We start from the raw sequence: 18,062 nt of genomic DNA on the forward strand, positions 1-18,062 counted from the left end.
TTGTTCGGAATCGGCACGGACAGCGGTGACATATCGCCCAGCACGGCCGCAGCGCGCGCCGGTCCAGCAGGCCGGTGGTCAGACCTGCGCGGTACGGTAGCGGGCGACGTTCGTAGGAGGTGTACGCCCCGTGGCGCTGGCGCTGTATCGCAGGTACCGGCCTCGCACCTTCGCCGAGGTGATCGGCCAGGACCATGTCACCGAGCCGCTCATCCAGGCGCTCAAGAGCGGTCGGCTGAACCACGCCTACCTCTTCTCCGGCCCCCGTGGCTGCGGCAAGACCTCCAGCGCGCGCATCCTGGCCCGCTCGCTGAACTGCGCCCAGGGCCCGACCCCGGAGCCGTGCGGCGAGTGCGAGTCGTGCAAGGCGCTGGCGCCCGACGGCGCGGGCTCGATCGACGTGATCGAGATCGACGCGGCCAGCCACGGCGGCGTCGACGACGCCCGGGAGCTGCGCGAGCGCGCGTTCTTCGCGCCCGCGATCAGCCGCTACAAGATCTACATCATCGACGAGGCGCACATGGTCTCGTCGGCCGGCTTCAACGCGCTGCTGAAGCTTGTCGAGGAGCCGCCGGACTACGTCAAGTTCATCTTCGCCACCACCGAGCCGGAGAAGGTGCTCGGCACCATCCGCTCGCGCACCCACCACTACCCGTTCCGCCTCATCCCGCCGAGCGCGCTCCGGCCGTACCTGGAGCAGCTCTGCCAGCTCGAAGGCGTCGCGGTGGAGCCGCTGGTGCTGCCGCTGGTGGTGCGGGCGGGCGGCGGTTCGGCCCGGGACAGCCTCTCCGTGCTCGACCAGCTCATCGCGGGCTCCGGCCCCGACGGGGTGAGCTACGCGCGGGCGGTCGCGCTGCTCGGGGTCACCGACAACGCGCTGATCGACGAGATGGTCGACGCGCTGGCCGCGGGCGACGGCGCGGCCGCGTTCGGGGCCATCGACCGGGTCGCCGAAGCGGGCCACGACTCCCGCCGATACGCCAACGACCTGCTGGAACGGCTCCGCGACCTGATCATCCTGCGGCAGGTGCCGGACGCCGCCGCCAAGGGCCTGATCGACGTGCCGGAGGAGCAGCTCGCGCGCATGCAGGCGCAGGCGACCCAGCTCGGTGCGGCGACCCTGTCCCGCTGCGCGGACATCGTGGCCAACGGCCTGGTGGAGATGCGCGGCGCGACCTCGCCGCGGCTGCTGCTCGAACTGATCGCGGCCCGCATGCTGCTGCCCGCCGCCGACGAGTCCGGCGCCGCCCTGCTCCAGCGCCTGGAGCGGCTGGAGACCGGCTTCGTGCCCGGCGCGGTCGCCCGATCGGCCGGCGACGCCCCGGCCCGGTCCCAGGCCGACGCCGGTCAGGCCGCGCGGGACACCGGTCCCGCCCAGCGGGCCGACGCCGCGCCGAGCACCGCCGCGCCCGCCGTCACCGGCCGCGAAGCCGCTCGGGCCGCGGCGGCCAGTGCCGCCGCCGGACACGACCGGGCGGGCGCCGGCCGCGAAGCCGCTCGGGCCGCCGCGCCCGAGAATCCCGGCCCGGCCCCGCAGCCCGGGGCGGTCCAGGCCGACGGCGGCCCGGTCCGGCAGGCCGGGGCAGCCCAGCCCGCCGGTGTGGTCCGCCAGGCGGCCGACTCCTGGGCCTCGGCCGAGCCGGCCCGCGCGCCCGAGTCCGCAGCTCCCGCGCAGGCCGCCCGGACGCCCGCACCCGCCGCGGCGAGCGCCCCGGCAGCCGGGGTCGACGATGCCGCCGCGGTGCGCCGGTCCTGGGACGAGATCGTGCGTATGGTCGGCCGCAGCAGCAAGAAGGCGGCGGCGTTCGCCCGCGAGGCGGTCGTGCGCGACATCGACGGCAACACGCTGGTGCTGCTGTTCAAGCACAAGATCCACGCGAACGGGGTGGAGAACGACCCCGCGCCGCTGATGCAGGCGGTGCACCAGGTGCTCGGCGGCAAGTGGCAGCTGCGCTGCGAGGTCGGCGGGGATCCCCGTGCCGCGTCGCGCGCCGCCGCCGTCGCCCCGGCCTCCGCGCCGCCCCGCAGCGCGCCGCAGAAGGCCGCCGCCCCGTCCCGCGCGCCCGCCCCCGCGGCAGACGACTGGCCGACCCCGGCCCGCGTGGGCGGTGCCGCCCCGGCCGCGCCCGCGCAGCAGACGGCCCGCCGCGCGCCGGTCGTCGACGACGGCCCCCCGCTGGAAGAGCCGCCGTACGACCCCGAGTACGACGGCCCGCCGACGCGCACCATCGAGGGCTTCGACCCCGGCGACGAGCCGACCGACGAGATCGTCGACGCCGCCGTCGCCCGGCAGACCACCGAGCAGGCCGCCGTCGACTCCCTCCGCCGCAGCTTCAACCTCGAAAAACTCGACTGACCAGCCCCGCCTGACCGCCTCGCCGCGCACCCCCTGCCGCAACTCTTGAAGAGTCGCGCCTTCACGCCGGCCGATGACCGCGACTCTTTAAGAGTTGCGGCAGGGGGGTGGGGGCGGGGGGTGCGGAGACGGCGAAGGCCCCGCGGTGTGTGCCGCGGGGCCTCGTCGTGGGTGGGTCAGCGCTTTTCGCCCAGGGCCATCGGGAAGTGGCAGGCGGCCAGGTGACCGGCGCTGTCGTCGCCGTGGCGGACCAGCGGCGGCGGTGTGGTGGCGCAGATGTCCTGCGCCTTCCAGCACCGGGTGCGGAAGCGGCAACCCGACGGCGGGTTGATCGGGCTGGGCACGTCGCCGGTGAGCAGGATGCGCTCCCGCTGGTCGCCCTGCCGCCGGCGCGGGTCGGGCACCGGCACCGCCGACAGCAGCGCGGCCGTGTACGGGTGCCGCGGCATCGTGTACAGCGACTCCCGGTCCGCGATCTCGACGATCTTGCCCAGGTACATCACCGCGACGCGGTCGGAGATGTGGCGCACCACCGACAGGTCGTGCGCGATCACGACGTAGGTCAGGCCGAGCTCGGTCTGCAGGTCCTCCAGCAGGTTGACCACCTGCGCCTGGATGGACACGTCCAGCGCCGACACCGGCTCGTCCGCGATGATCATCTTCGGCTTCAGGGCGAGCGTACGGGCGATGCCGATGCGCTGGCGCTGACCGCCGGAGAACTCGTGCGGGTAGCGGTTGTAGTGCTCGGGGTTGAGGCCGACCAGCTCCAGCAGCTTCTGCACCTCGCGCTTGACGCCGAGCTCGGTCTTCACGCCCTGGATCCGGAACGGCGCACCGACGATGGCGCCCACCGTGTGCCGGGGGTTCAGCGACGAGTACGGGTCCTGGAAGATCATCTGCAGGTCGCGCCGGAACGGGCGGAGCCGCCCCTGCGACATGTGCGAGATGTCCCGGCCCTCGAACGTGATGCTGCCGCCGGTCGGCTCGATGAGCCTGGTCAGCAGCCGGCCGGTGGTCGTCTTGCCACAGCCCGACTCGCCGACCAGGCCGAGCGTCTCGCCCGGCAGCACGTCGAAGTCGAGCCCGTCCACGGCCTGCACCGCGCCGACCCTGCGGCGCAGCACGCCCTTGTGGATCGGGAAGTGCTTCTGCAGGCCGCGCACCGACAGCAGGGCGTTGTCCGAGTTGCTCATGCCATCTCCTCGCTGCGCTCGTCGACGGCATCGACTGAAGACATGATTCGCTCGCTCTGCTCGCTCATGCCGTCTCCTCGCTGTGCTCTTCAGAGGCGGAGGGCAGGGCAGACATGTCCGCCACCGCGAGTCCGCCGGTGCCCTCCAGGGTCGGCTTGATCTCGTTGAGCCAGATCTGCTGACGCACGTGCGCGGGCATGTGGCAGCGCACCCGGTGGCCGCTGGTGCCGGTGAGCTGCAGCTCGGGCACGACCGTGTCGCTGGCGCCGTCGGTGCGCCCGTCGAAGGCGCAGCGCGGGTGGAAGGCGCAGCCGGACGGCACGTTGATCAGCGACGGCGGGGTGCCCTTGATGGGCAGCAGCCGCTCGGTGACCGGCTGGTCCAGGCGCGGCATCGAGCCGAGCAGACCCCAGGTGTACGGGTGCTCGGGATTCTCGAAGATCTCCGTGGCGGTGCCGTACTCGATGCACTTGCCGCCGTACATGACCAGCACGTCGTCGGCGAGTTCGGCGGTGACCCCCAGGTCGTGGGTGATGATGATCAGCGCGGAGTTGAACTCCTGCTGCAGGTCACGCATGAGGTCGAGGATCTGCGCCTGCACCGTCACGTCGAGCGCCGTGGTCGGCTCGTCGGCGATCAGCAGCTCCGGGTCGCAGGACAGCGCCATCGCGATCATCGCGCGCTGCCGCATACCGCCGGAGAACTGGTGCGGGTAGTCGTCGACGCGCCGGTCCGGCTGCGGGATGCCGACCCGGGCCAGCAGGTCGATCGCGTGCTTGCGGGCGACCTTCTTGGACACCTTGTGGTGCACCCGGTACGCCTCGATGATCTGGTCACCGACGGTGTAGTAGGGGTGCATCGCCGACAGCGGGTCCTGGAAGATCATCGCCATCCGCTTGCCGCGCAGCCCGCGCACGGTCTCCGGCGACGCGCCGACCAGTTCCTGGCCGTCCAGCCAGATCTCGCCGGACACCTTCGCGTTGCCGCGGTGGTAGATGCCGAGGATGCCCAGGCTGGACACCGACTTGCCGGAGCCCGACTCGCCCACGATGCCGAGCGTCTTGCCCCGCTCCAGGGAGAAGGTCAGCCCGTCCACGGACTTGACCACGCCGTCGTCGGTCGGGAAGTGAATCTTCAGGTCGCGCAGTTCGAGGAACGACCGCGCAGTGGGATCCTGCCGAGGAGAGATCACAGTGTTCATGACAGCCTCACCCGCGGGTCGACCACCGCGTAGAGCATATCGACGATCAGGTTGGCGACGACGACGAAGAACGCCGCGAACATCGTCACGCCCATGATCTGGGGGAAGTCCTGCTTGTTGATGGCGTCGATGGCGAAGTAGCCGAGGCCCTTGAGCCCGAACGTGCTCTCCGTGAGGATCGCGCCGCCGAGCAGCAGGCCGACGTCGAGGCCGAAGATCGTGATGATGGGGGTAAGCGCGGCGCGCAGGCCGTGCTTGGTGACCACCACCCGCTCGTGCAGACCCTTGGCCCGCGCGGTGCGGATGAAGTCCTCGCCCATCGTGTCGAGCATGCCGGCCCGGGTGAACCGGGCGTAGGCGGCCGCGTTCAGCATCGCCAGCGTGATCCAGGGCAGGATCAGGCTGTACGCCCACTCGCCCGGATCGTCGGTGAAGTTGACGTAGGTGCCGCCGGGCGCGGTCAGGTCGAACTGGTAGCTGAAGAAGTAGAGGAACATCAGGCCGGTGAAGTACGGCGGCAGGGACACACCCGCCAGCGCGCCCGTCATCGCGGCCCGGTCGAAGAAGCTGCCCTTGCGCAGCGCGCTCAGCACGCCGACCGCGACACCGGTGAGCAGCCAGAGGATCGACGCACCGACGGTCAGCGAGACGGTGACCGGAAGCCGGTCCACCAGGTCGTCCCAGACCGCGTGGTTGGTGCGGAAGGAGTAGCCGAAGCAGGGGGCGGCGCAGTGTTCGATGCCGGTGCCGTAGTCGTAGTCGGTGCCGACGAAGACAGCCTTGATCCAGTTCCAGTACTGCAGCCAGAGCGGGTCGTAGAAGCCCAGCTTCTCGGCGAACACCTGCTGGGCGTGCGCGTCGGCGGTCCGGCTGAGGTATCGCGCGGCGAAAGTCTCGGGCGTGGCGCCGGCGAGGCGGGGCAGCCCGAAGAAGATCAGGAATGTCGAGATGCTGACCACGAAGAGCATCAGCGCCGCGCCGATGGTCCGGCGGATGAAGAAAGTGACCACGATTTCGGCTTGGGCGGCCGGTCCGGCCGGGCGTGAACCCGACCGGACCGGCCACCCTGCGCCTTCACCTACCTTTGGTAATTGCCAGGTGGGTTGGAGCAGGTGTGCTGCTTACTGCGCCACACCCATGGAGAGGTAGTCGTACTGACCGAACGCCTCGTTGACGAACACGTTGGTCACGCCCTTGCCACGCAGCGTCAGAGCCTTGGCCCAGACACCCGGCAGGATGACCGCCTCCTCCATGACGCGCTTGTCGATCTGCGCCCAGAGCGCTTCGCGCTTCTTGACGTCGGTCTCGGCCAGCGCCTGGTCGATCATCTGGTCGACCTCGGGGATCATGACGGAGAGGTTGGACGAGCCGCCCGAGTCACGGATGACCCGGCTGTCCACGATCTGCGACAGGAAGCCGTAGCCGTCGTTCCAGTCCGCGCCCCAGCCGTTGACCATCAGGCCCAGGCCGGTGGACGGGCTGTTGCGGTAGGACGGCTTGCCGGCGTACAGCGAGAAGTAGTCGCCGACCGGGAAGCCCTTCAGGGTGACCTTGATGCCCACGCGGGCCAGCGCCTGCTGGAACGCCTCGGCGGTCGCCTTCTCCTTGGGACGCTCGGCCCGGAAGCCCATCGTCACCTCGAAGCCGTCCTTCTTGCCGCACGCCTCGAGCGAGGCCTTGGCCTTGTCGAGGTCACCCTTGTTGTCCGCACCCGCCGGGTAGACGTTGGTCGGCGCGTAGCCCGGGATCTGCGGCGGCATGATGCTGGTCGCGATCTGGCCACCCGCGAACTCGCCACCGAAGGCGGCCTGGTACGAGGTGCGGTCCATCGCGTACATGACAGCCTCGCGGCACTCCTTCTTGTCGAAGGGAGCGACCTTGGGGTTGATCGAGGTGTACCAGAGGCGGGCGACCGACGGGTTGTCGGCGTACGCCTTCTTGTCGGCGTCCTGCAGCACCTTCGGCAGCGCGGCCGGCTGCACACCGGTGCCCGCGATGTCGACGTGCAGGTCACCCGAGATCAGCTGGTTGTCGATGTCGTCGGCGTTCAGGCCGATCTTGACGTCGTACGCGTCCGGCAGAGCCTTGCGGTTCGGGTCGGTCGCCTTGTCCCAGTTCGGGTTGCGCTTGAGCGTGAAGCCCTTGCCCGCCTCGTACTTGTCGAACATGTACGGGCCGGAGGCGACGACGTGCTCCTTGTACTTCACACCGGTGTCCTTCGCGGCCGGCACCGGCACGGTGGCCGGCAGCATCGCGAAGTAGTCGAAGCCGCCGAAGGCCTGCTTCAGGTGGAAGACGATGGTCTGGTCGTCCGGGGTCTCGATCGCCTTGGTGTCGGCGGCCTTGTCCTTGAACGGGCCCTTGTAGTCGGCCTCGAGCGCCAGGAAGTCGTTGAAGTAGGTGTAGCCGTTGACCAGCACCTCCTTGTCCATCGACCGCATGACCGCGTACTTCACGTCCTTGGACGTGATCGGGGTGCCGTCCTCGAACTTGACACCGGCACGCAGCTTGTACGTCCAGGTCTTGCCGCCGTCGCTGGGCTGGCCCAGGCTGTCGGCGAGGTCCGGGACGAGCTCGCCGCTGGCGGAACCCGGAGCCGGCTTGAACATGACCAGCGAGCGGCCGTAGAGGCGCAGCAGGTTCCAGGAGAGGCCGTAGTAGGTGTCGCCGGGGTCGACCGAGTCCCAGTCCGACGAGATGGCCATCTTGAGCGTGCCACCCGGCTTGTCAGACGGGTTGAACACCGAGGTCAGCGCGGCGTTGAACTCCGGCTTCACCTCATTGGTCTTCGGAGTTTCCTCACCGGAGCCGCAAGCTGCGGTCACCGCGAGTGCGAAGACGGCCGAGGCCGCCGCCAGCACCCTTCCCTTGTTTCTCACTAACTTCCTCCCTGGGGGGAACGGTTCGTTTCTCGAACCGCGCTGTGGGTGGTGTTGCGTTGGCTCGGGTCAGCGCTTGCTCTTGGGATCGAGCGCGTCGCGGAGTCCGTCGCCGAAGAGGTTGAAGGCCAGCACGGTGATGAAGATCGCCATGCCGGGGAAGAACATGAAGTGGACCACCGAGTTGCGCGCCGCGTCGGCGAGCAGGCCGCCCCAGGTGACGCCGGGCTCCCCGACGACCTGGCGCTGCACGCCGACGCCGAGGAAGGACAGCGCGGCCTCGAACAGGATGTTCGTGGGGATGAGCAGGGTGGCGTACACCAGGATGGGCGCCACCAGGTTCGGCAGCATCTCCTTGACGATGATGTACGGCCCGCGGGCGCCCAGGCTGCGGGCGGCGTCGACGAACTCGCGCTCACGCAGCGACAGCGTCTGCCCGCGCACGATCCGGGCGATGTACGGCCAGTTGAAGAAGCCGATGATGAAGATCAGCAGGGCGATGCGCAGCGAGTTGCCGGACAGCCCGAACGCCCTGTCGGGCAGCACGCCGACCAGCGCGATCGCGAACAGCAGCAGCGGGAACGCCAGGAAGACGTTCATCAGGAAGCTGATGACGGTGTCCACGATGCCGCCGAAGAAGCCCGCGATCACGCCGAGGGTGGAGCCGATGAGCACCGACACCAGGGTGGCGAGGAAGGCGATCAGCAGCGACACCCGGGCGCCGTAGACGACCTCGCTGAACAGGTCACGGCCGTTCTGCGGCTCCAGCCCGAACAGGAAGTCGCCACTCATCCCGCTGTTCTCGAAGAACAGGAAGTCGCCGCGGGGCAGGCCGCCCAGTTCCGCCGCGAGCAGGTCGGCGTCCTGGTGGAACTCGTTCGGGGGGTGGCCGAACCAGCTCACGATCAGCGGAGCGAAGACCGCCATCAGGATCAGCAGGATCACCACCACGCCGCCGGCCATGGCCGCCTTGTCGCGCTTGAGGCGCGTCCAGGCGATGCGGCCGAGGGAGCGTCCCTCGATCGCCTTCGCGGGCGCCTTGGTCGCCTCGGGGGCCGAGGTTTCGGTTCGCGTGGCCATATACCGGCTGCCTCCCTGCGGAGGCGACGACGTCGCACCGGTCTGCCCGGACGGGCGGGGGGCGGTGCGCCGCGCGCGACATCCGCTCGGTTGTTACCTGCGTGATTCGCGCCGCCCGACCCTCTGTCCACCGTGGGGGCGGTCGGATGACAGGGCGACAGCGGTGGAGTGTGGTGCACGCCACCGCATGATCAGAGCATTCTTCGCAAGTTCGTCCGGCGTCAAGTTCACAGGGTGCCTGTAACCAAGTTCAGGCCGGTCCGTGATGAGGGCGTTATAAAAAACGGACGCCAGGTGCGTAGAAAATCGCAGGTAAAAGCCAAGAAGATATCGGGCTATGCGAATCTTTGCGGGAATGGGAGCCCTCTCAGAGGGTCCGTCGGCCCTCGAAAGCGCGACCGAGAGTGATCTCGTCGGCGTACTCGAGGTCGCCGCCGACGGGCAGGCCGCTCGCCAGCCGGGACACCATGATGCCCATCGGCTTGACCAGCAGCGCGAGATACGTCGCCGTCGCCTCGCCCTCGGTGTTCGGGTCCGTGGCGAGGATCAGCTCGGTCACCTGACCCGAGCTGAGCCGGGCCATCAGCTCCCGGATGCGCAGGTGGTCGGGCCCGATGCCCTCCAGCGGATTGATCGCCCCGCCGAGCACGTGGTAGCGGCCGCGGAACTCGTTGGTCCGCTCGATCGCCACGACGTCCTTGGGCTCCTCGACCACGCACAGCGCGTCGTCCCGCCGCCGCGGGTCGCGGCAGATGCGGCACTGCTCCTCCTCGGCCACGTTGAAGCAGAGCACGCAGAAGCGCACCTGCTCCTTGACCCGGGAGAGCGCGGCGGCCAGCCGCTTGATGTCCGTCGGATCTGCCGAGAGCACGTGGAACGCGATGCGCTGGGCGCTCTTGGGCCCCACTCCGGGCAGCCGGCCGAGCTCGTCGATGAGGTCCTGGATCGCGCCTTCGTACACGGTCGGCCGGGCCTAGAAAGGCAGGCCCATGCCGCCGAGACCGGCGGAGAGCGGACCCATCTTCTGCTCGGTCAGCTTGCGCACCTCGTCGGCGGCGTTGGTGAACGCGGCGGACACCAGGTCCTCCAGCGTCTCCACGTCGTCGGGGTCGACCGCCTTCGGGTCGATGGAGATGCCGCGGAACTCGCCGGAACCGGTCATCTTGACGGTGACCAGCCCGCCGCCGGCCGTGCCGGTGACCTCCGCCTCCGCCAGCGCCGCCTGCGCCGAGGCGAGCTGCGCCTGCATCTTCTGCGCCTGCTTCATCAGCTGCTGCATGTTCGGCTGTCCACCCGGCCGCATCGCCGCACTCCCTCAGTCACCCGTCGGATGTCGCCCTCAGCCTAGTCCCCGCCACCGTCACCAGGTTTTGATCATGAAGGTGGACGGCGGCCGGGCGGCGTGTCGCAAAATTCGCCCGGCGGCCCCGCCGGTGCGCGTGCGAGGGCATGAAAGGGCCCCCGTGCACCCGGTATTGCCTGCTTATCCTTGCTGCCTTCCGGCCCTGGGGAGGTTCACAGGGTGCCGCCGCACGGGGGCTAAGCAACTGTACCCGGCGGGGGTGCACGTGCCGACCCCGACCCCGGTATGTATCCTTCTCGACGGAGGATTCGCCTAGAGGCCTAGGGCGCACGCTTGGAAAGCGTGTTGGGATAAAACCCTCACGAGTTCGAATCTCGTATCCTCCGCTCACTGAGCAGCAACGTACAGGAGCCCGGATCACACGATCCGGGCTCCTGGCGTCTGCGGGTCAGCTGTACGGGTAGACGACGACCTTCTCCCCCGTCGTGGGGATCGACACCGTCTTGGCGCTGTCGAAGTCGGTCCCGCCGTACCAGCCCTGCCCGGGCAGGCCGCCCGCGAGCTCCAGCTTCACCTGCTGGCCGCCCATCACGCGGTAGACCGCCTCGCCACCGGCCTGCTGAACCCAGACGAAACCGGCCACGTCACCGTTGCTGTTGTTGTACGCGACCGCGAAGCCGCCCGCCGGTGAGCCGGTCGCCGTCACCTTGACCAGGGTGCCCAGCTGGAGCTGCTGGTCGAAGGTGGTGGTCTGGCCCGCGACGACGGGCACCAGGGCGGCGCTCTGCCGCCGGTACGCGGCCCCGCTCCACTGGAAGGCGTGCGTCGAGGTCTGGAAGCTCAGCGGCCACGCGTACGGCCCCAGGAAGTCGATCGCGTACCGCCCCTGGGAGTCGATCGCCACCCGGCCCTGCCCGGCGTCGCCGATCACCGGGGTGACGACGGCGACGTGCCCGCCCGCCACCGGTGCCCCGTCGGCACCGGTCACGACGCCCGTGACGGAGCCCTTGCGATCCATGTAGATCTTGTGGATGTCCTTCTGCTGCCCGGCCGCCACGATCACGTTGCGAGCCTGGTCCTGGCTCCCGGTGCCGCCGGTCAGGCCGACCCACTGCGCGCCGTACGCCGAGGCCCGGTCGGGCAGCGCGAAGACCTGGTAGGTGCCCGCCGCGACGTCGAGCACGACCTCGCCGTCGGCACCGCTCTCGCCCGCGCAGCCCTCGAAGAGCCGGAACCTGGTCCGGGTCTCGGTGAACAGGCACACGCCCGCCACCGGCGCGCCCGTGGCCGCGTCGACCACCTTGGCCCGCAGCGATCCGTACGGCACGAGCGTCAGCTCGATCTCCGCCTGCTGCCCGGCGACCACGGTCACCGGAGCGACCTGCTCCAGCGGCTGGTAGCCCGCCGCGTAGACGGTCGGCTGCCAGGTGCCCACGGGCATCTCGGGCAGCGTCGCGACGCCGTCCACCGCGTCGGTGTAGTAGGTGCCGGCCTGCACGTAGAAGTCGGCGACCGGCGCACCGGTGACCGAGTCCTTCGCGGTGATCCGGATGCTGCCGGTCGCCAGCCGGGAGTCGTCGACCACGACGTTCTGCCCCGCCGTGACGGTGATCCGGTCGGCGGCCGCCTGGGTCGTCTTGCCGTAGGCGTACTGGCTGAAGCTGGGCTGCCAACCGAAGAACATCGCCGAGTACTGCCCGGTGAGCAGCTCGTCGATCCGCCAGTCGCCGTTCGCGTCGGTGCGGCCGCTGTAGGTGCCCGAGTACTCGTCGATGAACGACACGTCCACTCCGGACATGCCGTTGCCCTGGGCGTCGGTGAACCGGCCGCTCGCCGAGCCGGTGGGCAGCAGCGTCTCGTCCACTGGTGTCACGTTGCCGGCGGTGACGGTGAACAGCTGCGCCTCCGCCGGGAGCCGCTTACCCGGCACGTACTGCAGGATCGAGTGGTCCGAGTCGAACGCGATCATCACCTGGTAGGCGCCCGGCAGCACGTCGATCCGGTACCGGCCGTCGGCGTCCGTGCCGGTGTATCCGGCGTAGTCGTCACCCGGCCCCCGGAGCACGACCTCGGTGCCCGCCGCGGGTGTGCCGTCGGACCGGACGATCCGGCCCGCGACCGCTCCGCGCGGCAGTTCCGTCTCGTCGACGGTGACGGTCTGGGCCGCGGCCAGCGGGAAGATCTGGGCCAGGGCCGCGTCGACCTGGCCCGGCGCGTACTGCTCCTGCGCGCCCACCGCGAAGGAGACCCGGTAGGCGCCCACGGGCAGCTGGATGCGGTAGGCGCCCGTCTCGTCCGTGTCCGTGGTCTCCCAGATGCCCGCGGGCACGGAGATGACGTTGACCCGGCGGTCGGGCAGGCCGTTTCCGGCGGCGTCGGTGAATCGGCCGGCGATGGTGCCGGTGTCGGGGTCCGCGTGCGCGGCGGCGGCCAGTCCCGTGGTGGCGACCGTCGCGGCGAGCAGCATGATCCCGACCCGGCGCAGCAGATGTCTGCGCATGCGTCCTCGTGGGGTGAGTGGTGGACGGAGCACGCGCACGGGGTGATGTCGGAGCCCCGTGAGCGCCGACACCATAGCGGCAGGAACCGACCGTCCGTTGTCCCTTGGTCGGACCTTGCTCGCCGAGGGCCATGAAAATACTTACCGGCGACTCGCTGTCCGGTTGATACCCCTTCGAAGGTATTCGCGTCGCATAGAACCGCACAGGAGTGGATATATATGCCAGCCAGCAGACCCGAGAAAGCCTCAGCGTGAAGTGGCAGTTACGCAATGTAGTCGTATAGTCGAGGACACGACCTCACCCCCGGTGGGAGTCACCTCACAGGCCCGTGTCTTTAGGGGGACCGCCATGCGTGGAGCTTTCGCCCTCGCCACCGTGCTCATGCTGGGCGGTGCCTGCGCCCAGGCGACCCAGTCCCCGGCCGTGCCCGAACAGGCGCCCGTCGTCAGCGCCACGCCGGTCGTCCAGGGCCCGGACATCGTGCACCTGCAGGGGATACGCGACGTGCGCTTCGGTGCCAAGCGCGCCGATCTGGCGTCCCGCCTGGACACCTCGCGCACCGGCTGCAGCACCCAGGTGACCGGCATGCCGCAGGGCAACCTCGTCTTCGCCGCCGACGACCGCCTGGTCATGATGTGGTTCGACGCGCCGCTGCGCACCCCGGAGGGCGTGCACACCGGCAGCACCGTGCAGCAGGCGCGGGACGCATACCCGCAGGCCCAGGTGCTGACCGCGCCCGCCGGCAGCCACCGCTTCGACGGGCTGCTGGTCACCGAGGGTGACCGGGGCTACCTGTTCCTGCACGACGGGACCACCGTGCAGAAGGCCGTGGCCGGTTACGGGGAGTACCTGACCCGGCTCTTCAATACCGGTTTCGGGGCCTGCTGAACCCTCGTGTAGAGTCTTCGGCGGTGGCGTGTCCGAGCGGCCTAAGGAGCACGCCTCGAAAGCGTGTGAGGGGGTGACTCCTCCGAGGGTTCAAATCCCTCCGCCACCGCCAACGGCAGAACGCCCGGCAGTCCTCCACGGACAGCCGGGCGTTCTCCTTTACCCCGAAAGAGCACCGTGCCCGAGATCGCAGTACCCGAGTCCGCCCTGCCCGACTCCCCGACGCCGCGTTCCCGGCGCATCGCCGTGATCGTGGGGCTCGTGGTCGGCGGACTGCTGGCAGGCGGTGTGGGAACGGCACTGACGGCCCGGGCCGTGCTCGCCGAGCCGGAACCGCGGCAGATTTCTGTGATCGCCCCGCCGGTGCTCGGCGGCCGTCCCCGGATGGACGACACGCATCACGTGGAGACCCTGCTCAAGGCACTGCCCGACCTGCTCCTGAAGGAGGGGGTGCACCGGACCGGCAGCTTCTACCGCGGCGCGGACGGCGAGTACGGCCTGCTCATGTACGCCCAGGTGGGTGGTTTCGCGAGCGAGGAGGTCGCGTTCGACAACCTGTTCGCCGGGATGGCCGAGCAGGGCTTTCCGGTGCTCGGCAGCGCCGACGTGCCGCCTGGCCCACTCGGCGGACGCGCCGCCTGCGGCACTGTGACGGTCACCGAGCTCGGCAAGGTGCTGCCGGCGTGCGGCTGGGCCGACCGGGAGAGTTACGGCTGGATCCTCTGGTACACCTCGACCGTCGAGCAGGCGCGGGCCGAGTTCGCCGGCATGCGCGAGCAGATCGAGCTGGTGGGGCCGAGGGCCTGATCTGCTGCCGGGGTGCGGCGGCCGCGTGGGAAGATCGCCTAATGAGTACGCATATCGGCGCCAAGCCTGGTGAGATCGCGGACCGGGTCCTCATGCCGGGCGACCCGCTTCGGGCCAAATGGATCGCGGAGAACTACCTCGAGGACGCCAAGTGCTACTCGACGGTGCGCAACATGTTCGGTTTCACCGGCACCTACCAGGGCACCCGGGTATCGGTGCAGGGCTCCGGCATGGGCATGCCCTCGGCCTCCATCTACGCCCACGAACTGATCAACGAGTACGGCGTGAAGACGCTGATCCGGGTGGGTTCCTGCGGGGCCCTGGCCGAGTCGCTGAACCTGCGCGACGTGGTCGCCGCGATCGGGTCGAGCACCGACTCGAACATGAACCGGATGCGCTTCGACGGCCTGATCGACTACGCGCCGGTGGCGAACTTCGAGCTGCTCCGCAAGGCCGTGGAGGTGGCCGAGCAGCGCGGCATCACGATGCGCGTCGGCCCGATCCTGGCCGCGGACGCCTTCTACACCGACCGCCCCGACCTGTACGACACCCTCGCCGACTACGGCGTGCTCGCGGTGGAGATGGAGTCGGCGGCGCTGTACACGATCGCGGCCCGCTACGACGCGCGGGCGCTGACCATCCTCACCGTCAGCGACCACATCAAGCGCGGCGAGGCCACCACGGCGCAGGAGCGCGAGCAGACATTCTCGCAGATGGTCGAGATCGCGCTCGACACCGTCGTCGCGGGCTGACCCAGCCTCACCCACGAAAAGGCCCCCGGCCGCGGAGCGCTCCGCGGCCGGGGGCCTTCACACTGTGCTCAGATCTTGTGCTCGTCGATCTTCATGTCGGGCGCCCGCAGCTTGGGCGAGTCGACGTACACCAGGTCGATCACCGGGTCGGTGAAGAACACCAGCGGCGGCGTCAGCAGCGGCGGCTCGTCCGGCGAGTAGTCCACGTCCAGCACGCCGAGGGCCTTGCCCCGGAACCGGCTGGTGTAGAAGTACACCCGGTCGCCCTCCACCGTGAGCTTGGGCGTGGTGATGTCGGTGACCCAGCCGTCCTTGCCGTACACCCGCAGCCGGAAGTCGTTGGTGTCCGACTTGTCCATGGAGAACCGGAGGGTCCGCACGGTCCCGCCGTCCTTCGTGGGCAGCTCGACGATCCCGTCGAAGGTGAGCCCGTACATCGTCACCCGGCTGCCGGTCATCAGCGCCGGACGCTCGGCGACCGGCTGCTGACCGCGGGCGGCCTTGAGAGTCGGCGCGGGCGACGGGGTGGGGCTGCCGGACGGGTCGGGCGAGGCCGACCCGCTCGGCGACGGGCTGCCGGACGGCTCCGGCTTCGGGGAGGCCGACGGCTTCGGCCCCCCGGTCGGCGAGGGCTCCGGGGAGGGGCACGGCTCGGGTGACGGCGACGCCGACGGCGACGCGCTCGGCGACGCCTGGTCGGCGCCGAGCAGGCCGCCGACCGCCTCCGCGATGCCGCCGATGATCTCGCGTACCGGCCCGGTCCGGGCCGCCGTCTGGGTGGCGCCGCAGTCCGCCGCGCGAGCGGGCTGCTGCGCCACGACGAGGCTGAGCGCGCTGGTCGCCAGCGTCGCCACGGCGATCACCATGGCGGCGTGGCGCGGGCCGCCCCGGCGCTCGTCGACGACGGTCTCGTCGGCGGCGGGCTGCCGGGGGCCGGGCACACCGTCGCGCAGCGGGTTCACCGCTTGCGGCAGGGTGTCCGTCATCGGCCCGTCGAGCAGGCCGTCCATGTCCGCGTGCCGGTCGCCGTCGGGCTCCGGCTCGCCGCCGTCCCCCGCGTCGCCGGCCGGCTCGGCCGGGTTCCACGCGAAGATCAGGCCGCCACCGGCGATGCCGAGCAGCGTCCCGAGGAACCAGCCGCCCAGGTTCACCGCGAGCAGCGAGTAGATCGCGACGAACACGGCGATCAGGCCGTAGAACATGCGCTGCGCCGGCGTGAACCAGGCCAGCAGCCCGGCCAGCACCAGCATCAGCGGGATGAGCAGCGCCTGGAAGCCGTTGATGCCGACGCTGAGGGTGGCCCCGTCCAGGGTCATCTTCGTGGTGGCGATGATCTCCACGCCGGCCAGCGCGGCCAGCAGACCACCCCAGAACGGCCGGCTGCGCCGCCAGGCGCTGAACCGTTGCCACAGGGTCACGGGTGCCTCCAAGAATCAAGGTGACCGGGAACGTGCCTAGCCAACACGTCCCCGGTCGACACTTCAGCCAGCGAAGCAGCCCGTGCTGTCCATGGAGACCGTCAGCGACAGCCCGTTCAGCGCGAACGTGCCGGCCTGGGTCAGCCGCGCGACCTGCTTGACGCCCTGGATGTCGGCCCGGTCGGCCTCCTGGCCGAACAGGCCGGCCTGCCCGTGGTGCGCACCGCCGGCGGTCAGCTCGGAGGCGTCCGCACCGATGTTGATGTTGGTGAAGACCGCGTCGCCCTCCAGGCTGTCCATGCCGATGAGCAGGTCCGTCGCCTTCACCGGCGCGCCGTCCTCACGGCCGGCCCGGATGAAGAGCGTGACGTTGCCCAGGCCCGGGATGGGCGTGGTCACCGACTGGCACAGGTTGGTCAGCGTCGCGTCCTTGATCGCCGACATCGCCACCGGGTGCGGCGTGCCGTTCTTCTCGAAGACCACGCTGCCGTACTGGCTGAAGCCGTTGGCCACCAGGGCGTCCGCCGAGATCTTGGCGGTCTGCCCGGAGACGTGGAAGGTGACCGGAACGGCGCCGTTGGCCACGCCGGCCATCAGGCCGGAGACCGCGATGGTCGCCGGGATCACCACGGCGGCGAAGCGCCGCCATCTGGTACGCCCCAGTACCAGATTGCCTTGCGAGTCCTTCACAGGGACCTCCTCGCGATGGTTTCGTCCCGCGGCGCTCCGCCAGCGGGGTCTGTCTTCGCCGTGCGCAGGGTGAGGCCGCGCTCGGGGTGCCGACGATGTTTCCGCCTTATGACGCGGACCACAAGTGCCAAGCTACTGACCAGTAACAGTCGGTGGTGTGCCGGCGCCCTCGCGGCTACGTAATGTCATCAGTGATCTCGGTTTTCTTCCGAGACGCCCGTTTCACGGGTGGTCGTGGTCACACACCGTGGAGATTTGGCGATCAGTAACGGTTTGGTAACGACGCTCTGCGCACCGGCTCCCCCTCGACCGAATGGCCAGGTCCGGACGCCGACTGGATCTTATATAGACATCCGACCATGCAAATACAGTGCCGCGCCGTGGAGGGCGCGGCGGCTCACACCAACCCGGATGCGTCCGCCGCGCCCGGCGTACCGCCTACGCGTCCCTCGCAGCAGTCGGCACACCATCGGTCCCTCTTCCCGTGGGGTGCGAGCCATGGGAAAGAGACCGCCATCACCATAAACGAGCTAGTTGACTATGTCTAGATATCCAGCTGAAGAGTTGATTCGGGGCGAGTGACGGTGATCTACTACTGAAGCGAGCCATGGGAGATGGTATGACCGCGAAGTACGAGCGGCTGGCTAACGCCATCCGCGAGAAGATCCGCTCGGGGGAGCTGAAGCCGGGCGACAAACTGCCGTCCATCAGCCAGATCCGAGAGGAGTACCAGATCAGCTACGGTTCGGTCCGCGGCGCGATGCTGGTGCTCAAGGCCGAGGGCCTGATCGAGGGACGCCAAGGGGACGGAGTCTTCGTCAAGGACCCCAACCGCAAGGACTGATCCCTCCGACGCCTGCACGCCCGCGCCGCCACGGTGGTGCGGGCGCGACGGCGTGTGCGCCGGATCCGGCCACGCACGCGCCTCGCCCGAATCCGCACCTCAGGCCGGAAACGCAAACGCCCCCCTGAACATTGCTGCTCAGGGGGGCTT

The 18,062-nt window shown here is 69.8% G+C and carries 15 protein-coding genes, 2 tRNA genes and 1 other RNA gene; 7 read left to right on the forward strand and 11 right to left on the reverse strand.

Features of this window, described 5'->3' with window-relative positions; all coding sequences use genetic code 11:
• The first annotated feature begins 130 nt into the window (after positions 1 to 130).
• On the forward strand, positions 131 to 2,356 hold the full coding sequence (locus Cco03nite_RS35980) for a DNA polymerase III subunit gamma and tau (protein WP_203698489.1): 2,226 nt from the start codon (positions 131 to 133) through the stop codon (positions 2,354 to 2,356).
• Positions 2,357 to 2,532: 176 nt separating this feature from the next.
• Here Cco03nite_RS35980 and Cco03nite_RS35985 read toward each other — a convergent pair whose 3' ends face one another.
• From Cco03nite_RS35985 to ffs, 8 genes are all read right to left on the reverse strand, one after another.
• Positions 2,533 to 3,549, reverse strand: coding sequence for an ABC transporter ATP-binding protein (locus tag Cco03nite_RS35985; RefSeq protein ID WP_203698490.1), 1,017 nt, complete (start codon positions 3,547 to 3,549; stop codon positions 2,533 to 2,535).
• A 64-nt stretch (positions 3,550 to 3,613) separates the two neighbouring features.
• A complete protein-coding gene (locus tag Cco03nite_RS35990) occupies positions 3,614 to 4,750 on the reverse strand; it encodes an ABC transporter ATP-binding protein (RefSeq protein WP_203698491.1) in 1,137 nt (378 codons plus the stop codon).
• Positions 4,747 to 5,760, reverse strand: a complete 1,014-nt coding sequence (locus tag Cco03nite_RS35995) for an ABC transporter permease (protein WP_203698492.1) — start codon at positions 5,758 to 5,760, stop codon at positions 4,747 to 4,749. The genes Cco03nite_RS35990 and Cco03nite_RS35995 overlap by 4 nt, the downstream gene beginning before the upstream one ends.
• A gap of 111 nt (positions 5,761 to 5,871) precedes the next feature.
• The gene (locus Cco03nite_RS36000) at positions 5,872 to 7,629 is read right to left on the reverse strand and encodes an ABC transporter substrate-binding protein (RefSeq protein WP_203698493.1); all 1,758 of its coding nucleotides are present in this window, start codon (positions 7,627 to 7,629) and stop codon (positions 5,872 to 5,874) included.
• Positions 7,630 to 7,698: 69 nt separating this feature from the next.
• Positions 7,699 to 8,709 (reverse strand): ABC transporter permease, encoded by a 1,011-nt coding sequence (locus Cco03nite_RS36005; protein WP_203698494.1) that lies wholly within the window; start codon positions 8,707 to 8,709, stop codon positions 7,699 to 7,701.
• 367 nt (positions 8,710 to 9,076) lie between these two features.
• Positions 9,077 to 9,670, reverse strand: a complete 594-nt coding sequence (gene recR / locus Cco03nite_RS36010; protein ID WP_203698495.1) for a recombination mediator RecR — start codon at positions 9,668 to 9,670, stop codon at positions 9,077 to 9,079.
• A 12-nt stretch (positions 9,671 to 9,682) separates the two neighbouring features.
• On the reverse strand, positions 9,683 to 9,988 hold the full coding sequence (locus Cco03nite_RS36015) for a YbaB/EbfC family nucleoid-associated protein (protein ID WP_239167937.1): 306 nt from the start codon (positions 9,986 to 9,988) through the stop codon (positions 9,683 to 9,685).
• Positions 9,989 to 10,158: 170 nt separating this feature from the next.
• Positions 10,159 to 10,254: signal recognition particle sRNA small type (gene ffs, locus Cco03nite_RS36020), an RNA gene on the reverse strand.
• 59 nt (positions 10,255 to 10,313) lie between these two features.
• Between ffs and Cco03nite_RS36025 the strand changes: the two genes are divergently transcribed.
• Positions 10,314 to 10,398, forward strand: a tRNA-Ser gene (locus Cco03nite_RS36025).
• A 62-nt stretch (positions 10,399 to 10,460) separates the two neighbouring features.
• On the opposite strand, the gene Cco03nite_RS36030 is transcribed toward Cco03nite_RS36025, so the two are convergent.
• Positions 10,461 to 12,512, reverse strand: a complete 2,052-nt coding sequence (locus tag Cco03nite_RS36030; protein ID WP_203698498.1) for a carboxypeptidase-like regulatory domain-containing protein — start codon at positions 12,510 to 12,512, stop codon at positions 10,461 to 10,463.
• A 349-nt stretch (positions 12,513 to 12,861) separates the two neighbouring features.
• Here Cco03nite_RS36030 and Cco03nite_RS36035 point away from each other — a divergent pair, with 349 nt between their 5' ends.
• The 4 genes from Cco03nite_RS36035 (at position 12,862) to deoD (ending at position 14,960) form a co-directional block, all read left to right on the forward strand.
• Complete coding sequence (locus Cco03nite_RS36035; RefSeq protein ID WP_203698499.1) at positions 12,862 to 13,401, forward strand: hypothetical protein; 540 nt, start codon at positions 12,862 to 12,864, stop codon at positions 13,399 to 13,401.
• Between the two features lie 22 nt (positions 13,402 to 13,423).
• A tRNA-Ser gene (locus Cco03nite_RS36040) sits at positions 13,424 to 13,513 on the forward strand.
• 65 nt (positions 13,514 to 13,578) lie between these two features.
• Entirely contained in the window at positions 13,579 to 14,208 is a 630-nt protein-coding gene (locus Cco03nite_RS36045; RefSeq protein WP_203698500.1) for a hypothetical protein, read from the forward strand.
• Between the two features lie 41 nt (positions 14,209 to 14,249).
• Positions 14,250 to 14,960: a purine-nucleoside phosphorylase gene (gene deoD / locus Cco03nite_RS36050; protein ID WP_203698501.1), complete on the forward strand. Its 711-nt coding sequence runs from the start codon at positions 14,250 to 14,252 to the stop codon at positions 14,958 to 14,960.
• A gap of 68 nt (positions 14,961 to 15,028) precedes the next feature.
• Here the strand turns inward: deoD and Cco03nite_RS36055 are convergent, their stop codons facing one another.
• Both Cco03nite_RS36055 and Cco03nite_RS36060 read right to left on the reverse strand, forming a co-directional pair.
• Complete coding sequence (locus Cco03nite_RS36055; protein WP_203698502.1) at positions 15,029 to 16,378, reverse strand: DUF6114 domain-containing protein; 1,350 nt, start codon at positions 16,376 to 16,378, stop codon at positions 15,029 to 15,031.
• Between the two features lie 63 nt (positions 16,379 to 16,441).
• On the reverse strand, positions 16,442 to 17,068 hold the full coding sequence (locus Cco03nite_RS36060; RefSeq protein WP_203698503.1) for a DUF6230 family protein: 627 nt from the start codon (positions 17,066 to 17,068) through the stop codon (positions 16,442 to 16,444).
• Between the two features lie 619 nt (positions 17,069 to 17,687).
• Between Cco03nite_RS36060 and Cco03nite_RS36065 the strand changes: the two genes are divergently transcribed.
• Positions 17,688 to 17,912, forward strand: coding sequence for a winged helix-turn-helix domain-containing protein (locus Cco03nite_RS36065; RefSeq protein ID WP_144119775.1), 225 nt, complete (start codon positions 17,688 to 17,690; stop codon positions 17,910 to 17,912).
• The last annotated feature ends 150 nt before the right edge of the window (positions 17,913 to 18,062 follow it).

It is taken from the genome of Catellatospora coxensis (genome assembly GCF_016862635.1).
Classification (GTDB): domain Bacteria; phylum Actinomycetota; class Actinomycetes; order Mycobacteriales; family Micromonosporaceae; genus Catellatospora; species Catellatospora coxensis.

Bases quoted from the DNA above. Each gene is read 5' to 3' on its own strand.
- Cco03nite_RS36030 (WP_203698498.1), bottom strand. From the start codon at position 12,512: ATGCGCAGACATCTGCTGCGCCGGGTCGGGATCATGCTGCTCGCCGCG.
- Cco03nite_RS36065 (WP_144119775.1), top strand. From the start codon at position 17,688: ATGACCGCGAAGTACGAGCGGCTGGCTAACGCCATCCGCGAGAAGATC.
- Cco03nite_RS36015 (WP_239167937.1), bottom strand. From the start codon at position 9,988: ATGCAGCAGCTGATGAAGCAGGCGCAGAAGATGCAGGCGCAGCTCGCC.
- Cco03nite_RS36035 (WP_203698499.1), top strand. From the start codon at position 12,862: ATGCGTGGAGCTTTCGCCCTCGCCACCGTGCTCATGCTGGGCGGTGCC.
- Cco03nite_RS36005 (WP_203698494.1), bottom strand. From the start codon at position 8,709: ATGGCCACGCGAACCGAAACCTCGGCCCCCGAGGCGACCAAGGCGCCC.
- deoD (WP_203698501.1), top strand. From the start codon at position 14,250: ATGAGTACGCATATCGGCGCCAAGCCTGGTGAGATCGCGGACCGGGTC.
- Cco03nite_RS35990 (WP_203698491.1), bottom strand. From the start codon at position 4,750: ATGAACACTGTGATCTCTCCTCGGCAGGATCCCACTGCGCGGTCGTTC.
- Cco03nite_RS35985 (WP_203698490.1), bottom strand. From the start codon at position 3,549: ATGAGCAACTCGGACAACGCCCTGCTGTCGGTGCGCGGCCTGCAGAAG.